Origin of the sequence: Pseudomonas sp. Ps21-P2, assembly GCF_039672565.1 — a bacterium.
Taxonomy (GTDB): Bacteria; Pseudomonadota; Gammaproteobacteria; order Pseudomonadales; family Pseudomonadaceae; genus Aquipseudomonas.
Map to the genome: position 1 here is coordinate 391,911 of NZ_JBDFPL010000002.1, position 13,630 is coordinate 405,540.

Sequence of the window (13,630 nt, forward strand, 5' to 3'; positions counted from 1 at the left end):
ACAACCCATATTTGTCGACCCCTGCCGCGACCCAAGCGGGGCCGACTCGGGTAACATGCCGCATTTGTTCAGGTAAGTATGCCGATGCACCCAATGGAACACAGCGCCTATCTGGCCTTGCGAGAAAACGCCACCGTGCTCGAAGCGGACGGATCCGGGGACAAGGTTCTGTTGCTTGAAGACGGCACCATTCTCAAACTGTTCCGCCGCAAGCGTCTGATCAGCTCGGCCTTGCTGTTTCCCTACGCGCAACGCTTCGCCGACAACATCGACGCCCTCAAAAAGCGTGGCATTCCCTGCCCCGACGTCATCGCCACCTACCGAATTGCCAGCATCAGCCGCGATGCCGTGCGTTACACGCCGTTGCCCGGCCTGACCATCCGCCAGGTGTTGAAAGAGCACGGTGAAAGCGCGCCACTGCGGGCTGAATTGGGTACGTTTATCGCCCACCTGCATGATCGCGGCGTCTACTTTCGCTCGCTGCACATGGGCAATGTGATCCTCACCCCGGAGGCAAAACTGGGGCTCATCGATATCTCTGACATGAAGTGCCAGCGTCGCGCGCTGAGCGATTCGAAGCGGCTGCGCAATTTCCAGCACCTGCTCAGGTATAAGGAAGATCGCGCGTGGCTGGTGGAAAGCGATGGGGGCACGGCCTTTATTTCAGCTTACACCCAAGGCCGGAGCGCCCACTTCACTGCGCGTTTGAAGGCGCTGTTTGCGTAGAAGGGTCGGGTTGAACGCCCAGCAGCTCGTCGAGGCGCTGCAGGGTGATTTTGGGAATGACCCGCTCCGGCATGCGACTGACACTGGATAGATTGAACACCTGCATGCCGGTTCGCGGCAGGATCTTGCGAGTCATCAACGCGAAGCTTGGCAGGATGTATTGCTCGAAGTCCTCGTCCAGGCTGCTGGGCAAAGCCGCTTCTCCCTTCTCGTAAAAACGCCCCCCGCCCTGACGCAGGTCCATCCCGACCACGAACACCTGACGAAACCCCAGATGGCAGACCAGCTGCAAGGCGCCGAAGGGAATGGTTCGACTGCCGAAATAGCCGCGTTTGAGGTTCAGGCTGAAGCCAATGCGGTTGGGCTTGCGACGCAGCAGGGAGAAGTTGGAGATCAGCTCGTCGTCGTTGCGGATTGACCACGCATAGGCTCGATCCGACATGACCGCCTTGCCTTCCCGGCGATTGACCCGCTCCAGCAGATAGATCTTCTTGCCGTTCAGCGCAGTGGCGTCGGCCGAATGAATGGCCTGAAGCACATCCAGACTCATCGCCAGATGCTCGCCGTGGCGAACCCCCATCAGTGCCAGCGCTGGCCGGCCGATGACGAAATTCGGATCGTCGCACAGGTAGTAGAAAGGCCGGATGCCCTCGTCGACGCAGCGCACGATCGAGCCGTTCATGGCGACGACCGGCAGGCTCCGATAACGGGGAAGCGGAAACTCGTTCGCCGAGGGGCCGGACGCCAGCAGCAATACCGGACCTGTAACAGAACCGCGGGATTGCCCAAAGTCCTGCAGGCACACTTCCAGATCATGCCCTACCAGCCAGCGTTGCTCGCCCCGCGCTTCAACCCTCAGCACGCCGCGCCTCCCGCGAGATGGCGACCGCGCCAGCGAGGGGCAGCCAGAGCCATTCCCACACCAGATTGGGTGACCCAACGAAGGTGTGCAGTTCCACGGTCATGACCACGCCACCGGCGCAGAGGATCGCCAGCCAGAGCCGAGCGATCTCCGAGGTCTTGCGCACTCGGGCCAGACACGCGCCAGCGTGCAGCATCGTCGCCAGCAGCAGCGCCAGACCGACGATGCCGAACTGGTAGAGCACCTCGAAATACAAACCGTGGGTGTTGCGCACGATTTGCCCGGTCGAGAGGTGAACCTCGCCCAGTGGCGTACCCGCGCCAACCCCGAACCACCAGTGGTCAGCCAGGCGCTCGAACACCGCAAGCCAGACTTCGTTGCGCCCGGTCACGCCACGGGTCTGCACTTCGTAAGCGAGCTCGCTGAAGCCGAAAATGAGCACAAGCGCGACGACGATGGCCGCAGGAATCAGGATATTGCGACGCAGCTTGCCACTGGTCATAGTGCCAAGCAGCACCAGCCCGCCGACCGATGAAGCCAGCCAGGCGCTGCGCGCGAAAGTGAAGTAGATGTACGTGGCGATAAGGGCGCAGCACAGCAGCCAGAGGCCGATTTCGGCACGGCGCCTTGAGCGTAATGTCAGCCAGATACCGGCCAGCAGAAACAAGCCGTAGTTCATGCCGGCAACGATGGTGTTGCCAAAGTCGGCCACATCGGTCACGCCCGAGCCAGCCAGTGACATCTGCCGATAGCCGAGGACAAACGCACCGTGGATGGCGAGATTGAGCATGGAAAATGTGGCGAACAGCGCAACCACCACGACCGACAGCTTGAGGATTTTTTCCCAGTCGAATGTGCCCCTCGCCCTTATCACGCCAACGCCGATGAAAAACACAAGGATGAGCAGAAGCCGACGCAGGGATTTCATGTCGTCGTCTGACATCAGGCTGTTGATCAGCAGATAAGCGAACAGCAGCAGGACGGTATAGGTCAGCGGGCTGACTGAAAAGGATCGCCGACTCAGCGCCGGCGCTGCGCAAAGCAAGGCAACGACCAGCGCCGCGCGAATGAACGCAGCCCAGGAACTTGACTCACCGGGCCACCAGAACGGCCCGAGAAATATGATCAGCATCACCACCGCAAGCAGTAAACCTGCGATGTACCCCGCACGTGCCGGCAAATTTTTTACAACCATTCCAATCCATATCCTGTGCTATGCAGCCGGGTGTTCATTGCTATCAGAGGCCAATGGCTGCCAGCGGTTCGAATGAAATCAGGTTTCCGAGGTGAGCGCGACGACTTGCGGCAACTGCCAGAAAACTGCTTTTACCGCCTCATCGCTGAAACGGTCGTGCAGCCGTTGCAGCATCGCATCCGCGCAGGACTGCCGCAGCTCGGCGTCCATCCGCGAAAGGTGGATCAGCCCCTGAGCCAGAGACTCGGCTCCGCCCAGGGGAAACAGTATGCCCACGCCTTCAACCACTTCCTTCGCGCCGCCACAGGCGGTTGCCAGCAGAGGCACGCCGGCCACCATGGCCTCCAGCAGCACCATGCCGAAGGGTTCGTGATCGGAGCTCAGTGCGAACACGTCGAAGGCCTTGAAGTAGCGGCTGGCTTGAGTCACCTGCCCCGCCAGCATCACCTCGTGGCCGATACCCAGTTCGGCCGCCAGGTGCCTGAGGTCCTGTTCCAGCCGACCCTGACCGAGAATCACCAGTTGGCTGTCAGCGGGCAGGTTCGGCAACGCCTGGGCGAATCCGCGCAGCAGCGTCGACTGATCCTTGTCGGGATGCAGCCGCCCGACATTGCCCACGACCCACGCCTCCTGGGCCAGACCCAACGCGTCGCGGGCCTCCTCACGGGACAACAGCGTGGCGCTCAGTTGATCGACATCGATGCGGTTATAGAGGGTCTGGATACGCTCGACCGGCCATTTCGGCAGGCAGGCGCGAATGTCATCGCGCACGGCATCGGACACGCCCAGCAGGCTCAGGCGGGAGCGGAACAGGTTCGCCAGCACCTTGCGGCTGCGGCGCCGGTAATCACCAAACGCATGATGGACGCCGATCACCGGCAAGCGGGTCGCGACCAGTGCGATGTAGGTCGGCTTGAAACGGTGGGTGATGCAAAACTCAAAACTGCGGGACGCCGCGATCTTGCGCAGATCGCGGATCGCTCCCACCTTCATGCCGCCGATGGCCTTGGAGCTGTACTCCATGAACAGCACTTCGTCCGACGCGCAACTGGCTGCAACCTCGGCATCTGCGGCGCCGGTCAGGAATACCGTGGTGACACGGTATCCCCTGCCCACGAACAGGCTGGCGTATTGACGGGCGCAGTCGAGGAACGGCCCGTCATAGCCGTGGCAGAACTGGAGAACATGGCGCTCAGCTGAGCGTGTCATGGGTGTCCACGCCGTCTTTGACCACCAGAATGTCTTCCATGATCAGGTACTCCAGATCGGAGCCGAAGAACATATTCAGCGCATCGGTCGGCGAGCAGATCATCGGCTCGCCGCGACGGTTGAGCGACGTATTGAGGGAAACCCCGTTGCCGGTCAGGTTCTCCAGCGCCTTCATCATGTCGTAGTAACGCGGGTTGTATTCGCGCTTCAGCACCTGGGCGCGGGAGGTGCCGTCTTCGTGGACGACCTCCGGCACACGGGTTTTCCACTCTTCCGCCACTTCGAACGTGAAAGTCATGAACGGCGCCGGGTGATCGATCTTGATCATCTGCGGGGCGACGGTGTCGAGCATCGACGGGCAGAAAGGCCTCCAGCGCTCGCGGAACTTGATCTGATGGTTGATGCGATCGGCGACGCCGGCAATGCTCGGGCAGCCGATGATCGAACGACCACCGAGGGCACGAGGACCGAATTCCATGCGGCCCTGGAACCAGGCCACCGGGTTGCCCGCGACCATGATTTTGGCGATGCGCTCGGGGGTGTTGTCGATCTGGCGCCAGGCCGGCTTGCTCGGGTGGCGGGCGCAGGCGGCGATAACATCTTCGTTGCTGTAGGACGGGCCGAGGTACACGTGCTCCATCTTCTCGACCGGCACGCCGCGGGCGTGGGAAACATAGGCGGCAGCGCCGACGGCAGTGCCGGCATCACCCGACGCTGGCTGAACGAACAGCTCTTTGACGTCAGGGCGCGCGATGATTTTCTGGTTCAGTTTGACGTTCAGCGCACAGCCGCCGGCAAAAGCGAGCTTGCCGGTTTCCTTGAGGATGTCACCCAGATAGTGGTCGATCATCTGCAGCGACAGCTTCTCGAACAGCGCCTGCATGCTGGCGGCGTAATGGATGTACGGCTCGTCGGCGATGTCGCCTTCGCGCTTGGGGCCCAGCCACTCGATCAGTTTCGGCGAGAAGTAGAAGCCTTTGCCCTTTTCTTTGTAACGACGCAGACCGATGACGTTGGCGTATTCGGTGTTGATCACCAGTTCGCCATTTTCAAAGGTGGCCAGGCGCGAGAAATCGTATTTGGTCGCATCGCCGTACGGCGCCATGCCCATGACTTTGAATTCGCCGTCGAGCATCTCGAAGCCGAGGAATTCGGTGATCGCGCCATACAGCCCGCCGAGGGAATCCGGGTCGTAGAATTCTTTGATCTTGTGGATCTTGCCGTTTTCGCCGTAGCCGAAGAACGTGGTGGCGTACTCACCCTTGCCGTCGATCCCGAGGATCGCGGTTTTCTCCTGGAAGCCGGAGCAGTGGTAGGCGCTGGAAGCGTGGGCAAGGTGGTGCTCGACGGGCTCGATCTTGATCTTTTTCGGATCAAAACCCAGTTGTTCCAGGCACCAGACGATTTTGTTGCGATAGCGCTTGTAGCGGCGGTTGCCCATCAGAATCGCGTCGAGGGCGCGGTCCGGGGCATACCAGTAACGTTTGGCGTAGTGCCAGCGCGCTTCGCCGAACAGGCTGATGGGCGCGAAAGGAATGGCCACGACATCGACGTCGGAAGGCTTGATGCCCGCTTGTTCGAGGCAGAACTTCGCTGATTCGTAGGGCATGCGGTTCTTGGCATGCTTGTCGCGAACGAAACGCTCTTCTTCGGCCGCAGCAACCAGCTTGCCGTCGATGTACAGGGCTGCGGAAGGATCATGGCTAAGGGCGCCGGACAGGCCAAGGATCGTCAATGCCACTAGGGTCTAGCCTCTTAAGTCTGCATGCAGGCATCACGCGCCTGACAAATAAGGTGTGTCTGGCGCCACGGCGGCAGACAGCTAAAGGGCGGGATTATAGCGTAATGGCTCTGGAAGTGGTCGCAGGGAATGAACTGCCCCGCGATGCCTCGGTGGGACCGGCTTTAGCCGGGAAGAGGCCGGTGTCAGCGCCCTCAATCTTGCGGCGTCACGAATGACGCCTTCCCGGCTGAAGCCGGTCCTACACGTTTGCGCCTCACCTCGTGCGTTAACTATTTAGCACCACGCGCCCCGGCGTTCTGATTGATTGATCGCTCGACGAATCATCGGGCTGCTTGCCCGGCTCTTGCGCAAGCTCATTGCGCGGAGATCACTCAGGAATGCTGTACGCCATGGAAACCTTTTCACCCAACCCGCCTGCGCTTGATCGGCTGACCACGCTGGCTTCTGTACTTGACGCCGAGCTTCAGCATCTTCCGGATGCCAAGGCCTGCCTCAACACCCCGCCGCTGCCAGTGAGCCCGGAGCAGAAAACGCTGCTGCACTCGGCCATCACTCGCTTCTGGGCCGAAGCCAGTGCGCGTGATATTTCACGCCGCGAGCTCTTCGTGACCTGCATCGAATTGACCCTGCGTGACGACCTGCTGCTGAACATCGAAGAAGGCGAGCTGCACCGCGACTATGCGCGCTGCCTGCCGGGCATGGACGCCCAGGAGCATGTGGTGTTCAGCGCGCTCGAGCTGCAACTTGATGCGGAACGTCGCATTGAGCTGGCCGGGGCGCTGGTCGCAACCGCCCAGCCGGGGCAGACCTTGCTCTGGTTGCCCGGCCAGGCCGTCGAAGGCTTCGTGTCGAACGAGGCATTGCAGCAAGCACTCGCCCGCCGCATCAATCACCCACTCCTGCGCCTGCCACTCTTGCGTCTTATGCAGGACAGCACGCGCGACGCCTGGCTCGAGATTGCCTTCGGCGGTGATGTATTTCTTGAGCCCACCCACCCTTCGGACTTTCAACTACAGCCGATCAAGGGATCGCCCTACGACCATGCCTTTGATCGCCTGCTGGCCAGGCAGCGTGTGGACATCGACGCGCTGTTTGGTAACGCCCACAACCTGTCGCCTCAGACCCTTCAGGCCCGACTCGAAGACCTGCTCCACCAGCTGAAATCCTGGGGCCCGGGCGGCGCCATAGCCGCTGCGCAGGATCGTCGCGCCCAGCGAGATGAGCGCCGCGCACGCCCCGACTGGCTGGAGATGGCCAGCACCGAGCAACGTGAGCGCTACGCCTCGGGCCTGATGGATTACGAGCGATCGCGCAATGCGTTGATGAGCGTCATGGACGACGCCGCGTCCCCGCAGCAATTCGCGCGAAGCCGTCTGCGCGCACGACTGGCCAATGATCTGGGTATTGATCTCGATCCGGACGAGGTCCTGATCAGCACCGAACGAACGCAGCCCATCACCGGTGAGACCTTCTCCGTCCGCCGAACACTGACGCATCTGGCACTTTACGGCCTGCATCCTGGCGACACAGCCCCAGATTCGGCCTTCCAGACCCACAGCCGAATCACTCACAACGGTCTGCCGCTTGAGCCTGAGTACAGCGACATGACGCCGGCCTACCTCGCCGACGTCATCAACCAGCAAGACCTGCGAACGCGTTTCGGACCCGCGCAACGCCTGGCGCTCGGCTCGCCGACCATCCAGCGCCTGATGGGCGAAGCGATGCATCATCAGCTCATCGCCCAGGCCCGTGGCGCCGAACTGCAGGGGCATATCCAGCCTTCCGACCTGAGCCTGATCGAGTCGCTGAATCCGGACACCGCCGCGCCGCGAAATCCTGCCGTGAACGTGCAGCAGATCAAGCTGAACGGTCACGACGTATTGAGCAGCGTGCTGCTATTGCGCAAGCTTGACGCTTCGGGTCAGCCGGACGGGTTGCTGATGTTCACCCCGGACAGCCCGCGCACCCAACATTTCCAACGCTTCGACAACGAGCGTCAGTTGCTCGGCGAGCTGGTGAGCTGGAGCCGGTCCGCCGACATGAACCACTTCCTGCTGGCGCAGATCACCGCCGGCAGAAGAGCCGCCCTGAAAGACCAGCTGCATGATTTGAGTGAAAAGCCAGCGCCTGCCCAGGACTGGATCAGCTACACCACCCTCCCCGATTACAACAGCGGTGTGCGTGCGCTGGTGTCGGCGCGCGTGCAGGTAATGCTCTCCGAACAACGGCTGCACACCCCGGACTGGTTCCTGCGGGCATCCGCCGAGCAGCGTCAGCAAATGGTGGCACTGGAGGATACGATCGTGGCGGCGGGCGAAATCTACCAAGCCGTCCCACACACCCGGGTGACCGACTTCAACGCCTACGTTCATTGGACTGCCAGTCGCAAGATCAACGCGCTGCTGGGTCTGCCGCCGGAAACGGTGGACCCTGACCGGATCATCATTCACACGCCCCGCGAAACCCTGTCCTACACCCAGATGCTACGTGACGGTTACGACGACACCCTTGGCCTGCTCAACCCGGCGGCCGATACCACCGCCACTTTCAGCGGCCCCGAGGGCGTCGATCTCACACCACTGAGCCCGGAGAAGGTCGCTGGCTCGGTTCGCGGGCAATGGGTAGCCGATCAGTACATCGCAATGATTCGCGGGCAACTGCTGGCGCCTGCCAGCGAGGGCTACGACTGGCGCCGTCAACAGAGCCTGCTGCTGACGCAATTGCAAATGCGCGCCGACGCCTTTCGCAGCTTTCTCGAAGGCCACATCGACGCCTCCCAGCTGCACTGGCTCACCCTCTCCATCGTCAACATGCATCAGAGCAGCCCGGCAGACCGCCTGCGCTATCGGGTCTATCCACTGCAATTGAGCGTGGACGTGATGGCTATCGCGTCTCGTGCAGAGGTCATTCACGGCTGCTTCCTGCTCGCGCCGCCTGAGGCGAGCACGCTGGAGCAGGTTCTGCTGTATACGCCGCAGGCACCGGACGGCCGCGCCTTCCGACCACTTAGCGCGTTCAGCAACACGCTGCTGAGCGAAGGCATGGGCGATTACTACCTGAGCCGCGCCCAGGTGAAGGCCGGCATGCCGCTGGCATTCGCCCTGGCTGAACTGAAGAAAGGCGGTGGTCGCAAACCGGTGCTGCCGAGGGCGCCGTTCAGCAACCTGTATGACGTGTGTTTCAACCAAGTGATCGAGCGCAAGATCCAGGATGTCGAGGACACCACGATCGGCCGTGCAGACATGCTCTGCCGACAGGTCTGGAGCAGCCTCGAGCTGATCGCGACCGCCGTGACCTTGCCCTTCCCGCCTGCCAGCTTTGCCGTCGGCATGATCATCGCGAGCGCTGATGGTTATCGCGCGCTGCGAGCCCTCGACGAGCGGGATCACGCCACCGCCAGCTTCTACGTGCTCAGCGCCTGGCTCAACACGGCGGGCGCTGCGGGCGATCTGCACTCGGGAATGAAAGGGCTCGGCGGCATTTTGAAGGATCTGACCGGACAAAAAACCGCCGGCAGGTACGCCCGCTCGGTTGCCCATGCCACCGACGAGACGCTGCAGCCGGTCGCGGTGGAGAACGAACTCTTCTGGGCCGCGCCTCAGTCTGCCAACCGCCATGTCCCGCTGTACCGGACCCACGCGCTGATCCCCGAAACCCTTCAGCCCACCGGGCGTTATGCGCAAACCGATGTGACCGGCGTTTGGAGGGCATTGCAGCAGGACACCCCGCCGGTGCGGGTCGCAAATACCGTCGCACCTCCGCTGCACGCGGTGGATGTATCGCTGACAGACGCGCTCCCCCTGAGCCGCCCGCACGGGCAAGGTGTCAGCGTCGTTCGTGGCAACTTTTACATCGCCCTGCAGGGCCAGACGTACCAGGTCCAGTACGACGCCAGGCTGGCCGCCTGGCAGATCGTCGATCCGCGCAACCCGTTCGCCTTTTTTGGCCGCCAGACGGTGCGCCTCAACCGCCAGGGCCAGTGGCAGCTGCTTGAGCCTGCGCGCTTGCGAGGCGGCGTTCTGCCTTCGTTCAGCCGACTGGACGAAACCCCCGCAGGCCCCGCCACGGCGGTGGGCGACTTAAGCGATTACGAAATGCCGGAATCGCTGCAGCCCTACGTCTTCGGGATCGTCAGCCCAAGGCAGGCTGAACATTTTGAGGAAGGCCCGTTTGGTCTGCATGAGTTTTTCGACGACATTTTCCAGGGCGGTCGTTCGACCTACAAGACGTTGCGCCAGAATCTGTACCGCGATGCAAAAGCATTCTTCGAGCAGCCCCCCCTTCCGGGTAAACCCGAGTTGCCGGTGCTGGCCGATGACATGACGACTCAAGCGTTTTTCGACGCCGCACTGAAAAAATCCAACGGACTGGTGATTGGCGAAGCTCCGACGTCCATCGCCAGCAAACAACTGCTGATCGACAACATGCCGTTGCTGGCGGAGCGCAAGGTCGAGGTGCTGTACATCGAGCATCTGCAGACCGACCAGCACACGCACAAGCTGCAGAAATACAAGGCACTCGGCAGCAAGACGCGCAGCGGCTCCCACATGATCAAGCACTACCTGGAGACCGTGAACGAGGGCGCGCTCAAGAACGGCAGCGAAAAATACGACTATTACCACCTGATCAAAGCGGCCCACCGCCACGGCATCGACGTTCGTCCGTTCAGTTCATCGGTCAGCTATGACTACGCGGGCAACGAAGTGGCATCCGCTGCAGGTGATGCCCTCGCGCCCCAAAAGATGGCGGTTTTCTTTGGTCACAAAGTGATCAGCGGCGATGTGCAGCAGCACCCGGGCAGGCGCTGGATCGCGCTGCTCGACCACCGCACCGCCAACACCTGGCAGCAACAGCCAGGCATCAGCGAACTGCAAGGCGTACTCAGCCTGCGCGTCGAAGACGTGCCGTTGGGCGCGCCGACCCAGATATCCGTGGACAGCGATGCCGTCATCAGCAGCGCGGCGTCGCGCGCGGACTTCAAGGCACAGATCGGCAACCCGAATATCGATAACGGGGCCGGCGCAGCCTCGCCCGTCAGTCCATCCGACACATCAATGGACGATGCGCTGTATGGCTTCTTCGAACGACGTTCGCCCCTGGAGTGGGGTCTGGACCCTAATCGCCGCGCCATCGTTTCCCACCGCCGGAGCGAGGTGAACCCCTACGTCGGTGATCACGGTTTCGAATGGAACCCGGCCGGCTACTGGACCCGCGCCGATGCCGCGACCTGGAGCAACGACTACCCCCTGGGCGCCATTCAGCAGTCGCTGATCGACAACCGCTACCAGATGCCTGCCGATATGCGGAGCATCTTTCATGACCTGGCCAACTTCCGTCACAGAGGCCTCAACCCCGATTACTTTTTCATCGAAAGTCATCTGGTGGAGGTGCGTGAGAAGTTCTTCGAACTGGCGAACACGCTGCAGAAAGATGCGCGCTCAGTGCTCAACCTGGCCCTCCCTGAACGGGTGACTCTGCCCGAGGTAAAAGCCGACACGCCGTTGAGCATGTTCATCGAAGAGCTGTACGAAAACACATCCGGAGTGGTCATTGGCGAATCCCATTCGGCACGCGCCAGCAAGCGCTTCATCCTCGACAACATCGAGCATCTGGCGCGCCAGGACGTGAAGACGCTGTACATGGAGCATTTGCTGACGGACGTCCATCAGGCCGACCTGGACCGCTTCGCTGAAACGGGGCTGATGAGCAAACGTCTGCTGCACGACCTCAAGCGCATGGACCAGACGTTCCGGACCGACCCGACCGGCCTCTACTCGTTCGAAAGGCTGGTGGTCCACGCCAGGCGGCATGGCATTGAAATCCGCGGGATCGACTGCGCCGCCAGTTACTTCATCCGCCATATGCCGACCCACTCCAACACCACGCGCCAGCAGGTGCTGAGCTACTTTGCGTCCCGCACGATACGCAAGCATCAAGAGGTGATGGGACCGCACAAGTGGATGGCGCTGGTGGGTGAAACCCATGCCAACACGTTCAAAAACAGCGTCCCGGGCATTGCCGAGCTGGAACAGGGGATTGGCGTGCGGGTGATGGACGTGGCGCCGGGCAAAGGCCACGGCATCATGATCGATCCGGGCGAACAGGTCCCGGCCGGGCTGGGTCATGAGTCAGTGCGGGTGCAGAATGATTTCCGCGTGGAAATCGAACTGCCGCCACGTCCTCAGCTCGCCACGCCCGTCGGCGGCAGGCTGCATAGTCCGGGCATGTTCATGCTCGATGAGTCCGCCCCCTTGCGGCCCACGATCGTACATCGCTCAAGGGACCGCACCCTCAAGCACACGCCGGTGCGGTTCAATACCGCTGGCAAAGCCTACGTCGAGCGCGAGTCGTGGCCGCAGGTTCATCGCCAGCCGTTCGACAACGTGCAGGCATTGATCGACGCACTGGTGGAGATGAACCTCAAGCACGCGGACTGACGGTCAGTCCGGCGTCTTTGAAACCGTCGGAATGCGCTGCTCCAGCAACTGGTGCAGCGCGCTGTCCGCCGGCCAGTTGCGCATGAAGCGCGCGCGATCTTTGGCGAACGCCGTCGCGAACGAGGTCTGGGAACCGTGCTGACACATGGCGTCCAGATCGATGAGCGACCAGCGATCCTGTTGCCAGAACACGTTGTGACCCTTGAGATCGCCGTGGCTGATGCGCTCACGGATCAACTGCGCAAACAGCGTATCCAGCGCCTGCAATTCGGCTTCCGGCGCATCGCCGTTAGCCACGTAGGGCGCAAAGCGCTCGATGATGTCGGGCCCCGGCAGGAACTCGGTCACCAGATACGCCTCGCGGCGCAGCCATAAAAAGCGTTTTTCCAGCAGCGCCAGCGGTTTGGGCGTGGCGATGCCGAGAAACCGCAACCGATTGCCTTCACGCCACGAGTGCCAGGCACGGGACGGTCGCCAGAAACGCTTGAGCCAGTGGGCCAGGTTCTTGATGTTGTAGCGTTTGATCACCAGCTCGAGGCCGGCGACGTCTACCCTGGCGACGCTGGCCGCGCCCCCGGTCTTGTACAGATGACCGCCATCCACCAGCGCGTCGGCCTGCTCCAGCACGGGCAGCATTCCGGCGACTTCTTCGCGACGAATCGCACGCAGAGCAAACGGCCCGTCTTCAACGCTGAACAGGCTGCATTCACGGCCGATCTTGTTCAGGTAATCCCGCAAGCGCCAACTGCGCACCTTGTCGATCTGCTTTTGCAGCGCCTCGACCGGCAAGCCGTGCTCGCCGTTGCTCAGCAGGTAATAGACCAGCAATTCTTCGGTGAACGGCTCCAGCGACTTGGGCAACTGGGCGAAGAATACGCCGAGGTTTTCCAGCACTTTCTGCCGGGACAACGGCTTGCCGGCTTCTTCGACGCGAATGCCCGCGCCGTCAATCAAATACAGCGTGGAGCCCTGACGCAGCAGGTTGTCGAGGTGCAGGTCTTCCTGCCACAGGCCTTTGGCGTGCATCTGACCCACAGCGGCCAGGGCATCGCCGAGCACTGACTGTTGCTCATCGGCCAGCGGTGGCAGGTTTTCCACTGATTTCCAGGTATCGCCCAGGCTCTGGCCTTGATCCAGAAACTCGAACAACAGCCAGCCGCCCTCGCCTTCCTGCAGCCCGTCAGCCAACAGCAACGGCGTTGGCAAGCCCTGTTTCGCCAGCGCCTGTACGCCGTCGCGTTCACGCTGGAAATGCCGAGGGGCTTTGGGACCGACCAGTAATTTCGCCAGCACCGTGCGCCCACGCCAGATGCCGGCGCCTACATAGCGTTGACCGGGCAGGACGCGCAGCAGGCTGAGCAATTGCAGCTCGGCAGGACCGGCGGCATCCTCCAGCGCGATGTTCATCGGCAGCGCCGGGGTGCGACCGGCGTTTTTCAGTTCAGACAAACGCATCG

Annotated in this window: 7 protein-coding genes; 2 read left to right on the forward strand and 5 right to left on the reverse strand. The window is 61.9% G+C overall.

Features of this window, described 5'->3' with window-relative positions; genetic code table 11:
* Positions 1–84 precede the first annotated feature (84 nt).
* Complete coding sequence (locus ABEH28_RS05665) at positions 85–726, forward strand: lipopolysaccharide kinase InaA family protein (protein ID WP_346626861.1); 642 nt, start codon at positions 85–87, stop codon at positions 724–726.
* On the opposite strand, the gene ABEH28_RS05670 is transcribed toward ABEH28_RS05665, so the two are convergent.
* The 4 genes from ABEH28_RS05670 to ABEH28_RS05685 all read right to left on the reverse strand — a co-directional run bounded on the left by ABEH28_RS05670 (position 695) and on the right by ABEH28_RS05685 (position 5,733).
* Positions 695–1,588 (reverse strand): lipopolysaccharide core biosynthesis protein, encoded by an 894-nt coding sequence (locus ABEH28_RS05670; protein ID WP_346629352.1) that lies wholly within the window; start codon positions 1,586–1,588, stop codon positions 695–697. The two genes, ABEH28_RS05665 and ABEH28_RS05670, sit on opposite strands and share 32 nt — an antisense overlap.
* Positions 1,575–2,783: an O-antigen ligase family protein gene (locus ABEH28_RS05675; RefSeq protein ID WP_346629353.1), complete on the reverse strand. Its 1,209-nt coding sequence runs from the start codon at positions 2,781–2,783 to the stop codon at positions 1,575–1,577. Before ABEH28_RS05675 ends, ABEH28_RS05670 begins: the two co-directional genes overlap by 14 nt.
* A 78-nt stretch (positions 2,784–2,861) precedes the next feature.
* Positions 2,862–3,992, reverse strand: a complete 1,131-nt coding sequence (locus ABEH28_RS05680) for a glycosyltransferase (protein WP_122625597.1) — start codon at positions 3,990–3,992, stop codon at positions 2,862–2,864.
* A complete protein-coding gene (locus ABEH28_RS05685; RefSeq protein WP_192171135.1) occupies positions 3,976–5,733 on the reverse strand; it encodes a carbamoyltransferase in 1,758 nt (585 codons plus the stop codon). Before ABEH28_RS05685 ends, ABEH28_RS05680 begins: the two co-directional genes overlap by 17 nt.
* 392 nt (positions 5,734–6,125) lie before the next feature.
* Here ABEH28_RS05685 and ABEH28_RS05690 point away from each other — a divergent pair, with 392 nt between their 5' ends.
* Positions 6,126–12,173 carry a membrane-targeted effector domain-containing toxin gene (locus ABEH28_RS05690; protein WP_346629354.1) on the forward strand — a complete coding sequence of 2,016 codons (6,048 nt, stop codon included), beginning with the start codon at positions 6,126–6,128 and terminating at the stop codon, positions 12,171–12,173.
* A gap of 3 nt (positions 12,174–12,176) precedes the next feature.
* Here ABEH28_RS05690 and ABEH28_RS05695 read toward each other — a convergent pair whose 3' ends face one another.
* On the reverse strand, positions 12,177–13,628 hold the full coding sequence (locus tag ABEH28_RS05695; protein ID WP_346629355.1) for a lipopolysaccharide kinase InaA family protein: 1,452 nt from the start codon (positions 13,626–13,628) through the stop codon (positions 12,177–12,179).
* Positions 13,629–13,630 lie beyond the last annotated feature (2 nt).

Bases quoted from the DNA above. Each gene is read 5' to 3' on its own strand.
- ABEH28_RS05690 (WP_346629354.1), top strand. From the start codon at position 6,126: ATGGAAACCTTTTCACCCAACCCGCCTGCGCTTGATCGGCTGACCACG.
- ABEH28_RS05695 (WP_346629355.1), bottom strand. From the start codon at position 13,628: ATGCGTTTGTCTGAACTGAAAAACGCCGGTCGCACCCCGGCGCTGCCG.
- ABEH28_RS05680 (WP_122625597.1), bottom strand. From the start codon at position 3,992: ATGACACGCTCAGCTGAGCGCCATGTTCTCCAGTTCTGCCACGGCTAT.
- ABEH28_RS05675 (WP_346629353.1), bottom strand. From the start codon at position 2,783: ATGGTTGTAAAAAATTTGCCGGCACGTGCGGGGTACATCGCAGGTTTA.
- ABEH28_RS05665 (WP_346626861.1), top strand. From the start codon at position 85: ATGCACCCAATGGAACACAGCGCCTATCTGGCCTTGCGAGAAAACGCC.